This window comes from Streptantibioticus parmotrematis, assembly GCF_019890615.1.
Lineage (GTDB): Bacteria > Actinomycetota > Actinomycetes > Streptomycetales > Streptomycetaceae > Streptantibioticus_D > Streptantibioticus_D parmotrematis.
Map to the genome: position 1 here is coordinate 18,898 of NZ_JAINVZ010000013.1, position 3,637 is coordinate 22,534.

Annotated in this window: 3 protein-coding genes; 2 read left to right on the forward strand and 1 reads right to left on the reverse strand. The window is 62.4% G+C overall.

What is annotated here, in order from left to right; all coding sequences use genetic code 11:
- Positions 1–19: 19 nt before the first annotated feature.
- Complete coding sequence (locus K7472_RS19225; protein WP_222979726.1) at positions 20–673, reverse strand: hypothetical protein; 654 nt, start codon at positions 671–673, stop codon at positions 20–22.
- Positions 674–854: 181 nt separating this feature from the next.
- On the opposite strand from K7472_RS19225, the gene K7472_RS33470 reads away from it, so the two are divergent.
- Both K7472_RS33470 and K7472_RS19235 read left to right on the forward strand, forming a co-directional pair.
- On the forward strand, positions 855–3,023 hold the full coding sequence (locus K7472_RS33470; RefSeq protein ID WP_222979727.1) for a WXG100 family type VII secretion target: 2,169 nt from the start codon (positions 855–857) through the stop codon (positions 3,021–3,023).
- Positions 3,024–3,033: 10 nt separating this feature from the next.
- Positions 3,034–3,480 (forward strand): WXG100 family type VII secretion target, encoded by a 447-nt coding sequence (locus K7472_RS19235; RefSeq protein WP_222979728.1) that lies wholly within the window; start codon positions 3,034–3,036, stop codon positions 3,478–3,480.
- Positions 3,481–3,637: the final 157 nt, after the last annotated feature.

Here is a 3,637-nt window from a genome sequence, read left to right on the forward strand (position 1 = left end):
GGCGGGGCCACCCCGCGTGCTACGACGCCTTCTTCATCGCCGACTTGAAGTCGGTCTCGGTGTACATCTGGCCGGCGTTGTTGAGCAACGCGGTGAACTGTCCAATGGCCTCTACGCCGCTCGCGATGCTCTGGAGGACTTGTGTCATCTTCGGGTTGATCTCCTTGGCGAAGTTCACACCCTCCTGGTCCAGGTCGTCCTGCACCCAGCTCGCGGTGTTGTGGAAGCCGTGATGCTCGGTTTGACCGGCCAACTGGCCGAACGCGTTGGTGTTGTTGATCGCGTTGGTGACGGTGGTCTTGAGGGTCTCGTACTGGCCCTGAACGTTGCTCAGCGCCGTCAGATACTGCGTCTCGCAGGTACGTAGTGCGCCGAGGTCGATGTTGAAGGGGGCGTCGTCCGCGGAGTTCCCGACCTGGGCCGCGTCAGATGATGCGGGGGTTGACGGCAAGAAGTCCGGTGCCGTCGTATACGCCATGGCGAGGTCGGGCATGGTGACGCTCGGGGGGGGCGGGGTGTTGTCCGTGGGATCGGGCCCGTATGTCGGGGTACCGCCGTAGACCGTGGTGTAGGCGTCGGCGGCTTTCTGCTGGTCCTTCGCGTCCTTCGAGTGCTTGTCTACGTTCGGTTCCCAGGGGTCAGTCTGGTACTTCGACTTTATCGGGGATGACATCAGCGCTCCTCCCGCACTTCGGTGTTCGGTTGACTTCTTGACCTCCCTATCATGCCGTGCTAATGCACTGGCCTCGATGTCCTCTTTCCGGGACGTGGGCACACTGGAACGAGGAACTGTTGGGAGTGGGACGCATGTCAGAGGCTCAGTGTGCTGACATGCGACGAGAATCGAGAGAGTCGTGGCGGACGGAACACCCGAGATTCAAGAGACGATCGACGGCCATGTGGTGGCGGGCGTTCGCACCAAGGACGGCGGATTTCTCTCCGACGACGGGAAGACCTATGTCACGTCCGATGGGAAGGTTGAGCATGGTCTGACCGCCCCAGATGGTTCGTTCCTCGAGAACGGTGAGGTGCGCACCATCGAGGGCCGGCAGGTCTACGGGACGAAGCTGGGTGATGGGTCGTTCCTGTCGGAGGACAGGAAGACCATGGTGACCTCCTCCGGGAGGGTCGAGCACGGGATGACCGACGACTCGGGCCGCTTCCTGACCGAGCGGTTCGTCGGTGGAAAGACGGTCTGGGGCTCCGACACCCAAAACGGTGGATGGGTGGCGCAAGGCGGCAAGATTTTCATCACCTCCTCCGGAGAGGTGGAGCACGGAATCACCACGCCTGATGGTTCCTTCCTCGAAAACGGCGCGGTTGAGACGATCGAGGGCCGCACGGTCTACGGCTCCCGGCTCAGTGATGGCTCCTTCGTCTCCGAGGACGGTACCCTGCGCGAAACCGCTGCTGGGAAGGTCGAGCACGGTCGCACCACACCGGACGGTGTGTTCGAGACCCCAAGGACCATCGATGGCCGGACTCTTTGGGGAAGTGACACCTCGGACAGCGGATGGCTCTCGGACTCTGGCACCACGTATATCTCCGACACGGGGAAGGTCGAGCACGGTCTGATCGCACCGGACGGATCGTTCCTCCCGGACGGTCAGGTCAGGGTGATCAATGGTCACCAGGTTTACGGCAGCCTCTTGCAGGATGGGTCGTTCCTCTCCGAGGACGGCACCATCATGCAGATGCCGGGCGGTCGGGCGCAGTACGGTCGTACCACCGAGGATGGCACCTTCGAGACCCAGCGCACCGTCGATGGGCGGGTCATGTGGGGCAGTCAGACCCAGGACGGCGGCTGGGTCGCGGCGGACGGCAAGACCTATGTGACGGCTTCCGGTCAAGTCGAGCACGGGATCTCAGCTCCGGATGGTTCGTTCCTGCCGAACGGCGAGGTGCGCACCATCGATGGGCAACAGGTCTACGGCAGTGTGCTGAGTGACGGGGCGTTCCTTTCATCGGATGGCACTCTGCTGGAGACCCCCAGCGGCCAAGTCGAACATGGTCGTACCACCGAGGATGGCACCTTCGAGACCCAGCGCACCGTCGATGGGCGGGTCATGTGGGGCAGTCAGACCCAGGACGGCGGCTGGGTCGCGGCGGACGGCAAGACCTATGTGACGGCTTCCGGTCAAGTCGAGCACGGGATCTCAGCTCCGGATGGTTCGTTCCTGCCGAACGGCGAGGTGCGCACCATCGATGGGCAACAGGTCTACGGCAGTGTGCTGAGTGACGGGGCGTTCCTTTCATCGGACGGGACGATCCTCGTCACGCCGAGTGGGACGGTGGAGCACGGGCGGACCGAACCGGACGGGACGTTCCAGACGCAGCGCACCATCGACGGTCAGACGATGTGGGGCAGCGACACCCAGGACGGCGGCTGGGTCGCGGCGGACGGCAAGACCTATGTGACGGCGTCTGGTCAGGTCGAGCACGGGATTTCCACCCCGGACGGCTCGTTCTTGGAGAACGGCGTGACCAGGACGTTGCCGAATGGCCAAACGCTATATGGCTATGCCTCAGGTGCTGATTTCTACTCCTCGGACGGCAAGACCGTTGAGCTGGCCAACGGGACTGTGCTGACAGGGACGTTGGATTCCAAGACAGGGATCTTCACGAGTGGTGACGGAAGTCAGTACGTTGTCACTGACAACGGGATTGAGAAGGCTACGCTGCAGAGTGACGGCTCCTATCTGCTGGCGGATGGTTCAACGCTGATGACTGCCCGGTCGTGGGCGGTGGACATCGCGGCCCTGGCGGAGTCCATCAAGGTGGTGTCGAGGCTGTCGGACACGATCAGCTACTGCGTCAAGTCGGTACAGCAGGAATACCAGAGCATCGAGAACGTCTGGACGGGGCCGGCGGGGTCGACCTTCAACGACGTCTCGGCCACGGTCGATTCCGCGACCCGGGATCTTGAGCAACTACTGAGCGACATGATCGCCCGTATGCGGGTCAGCCACGACAACTACGTGGCGGCTGAGAACGCCAACGTCTCGAACTCCAAGGGATCGTAGGAGGAGTACCGTGGCATTGCCTGAGAACTGGGATTCAGCCGTAATTTCTGTGGACCCCGGCGAGCTCAACACGAGTTGCACCGTGTTGATCGAAGCGACGATCAACATCAACCACGCGTTGAGCGATATCATCACCTCGCTCAACGGGTTGAAGTTGTCCTGGACCGGTGAGTCCTCGCAGGTGGCGAATGATTTCAACGACCGTTGGACAACTGCGTGCACGACGCTGTTCGGGAAGCAGGGTGATCCGAGCAGCGGTGTGTTGAACGTCCTGACGAGTGGCGTGGCGCAGGCGGCGAAGAACTACAGCGGCAATGAGTTCGGAGTCGCCAGCATGTTCGACAAATTCGCCGCCGCGCTGACGCAGACCTCCGGAAAGCCCGGCAACGTCACGGACAGCGTCACCGGGAATCCGGCCGTTTACCACACCACCGCTGTCAACGAGTCCGGGTTCTGATCCGGGGTCGGCGCCCGCTGCTCGTGGCTTGCGGGCTTGCCGCCGCCGGACCGAGCCGGAGCCCACGAGCCAGCATGACCGAGCGAACCGTTCCTTGAGGTAGCGCCCTATGTCGAACAAAAGCTCTTCTCCGAATGAACCTACGATCCTGAAGAGT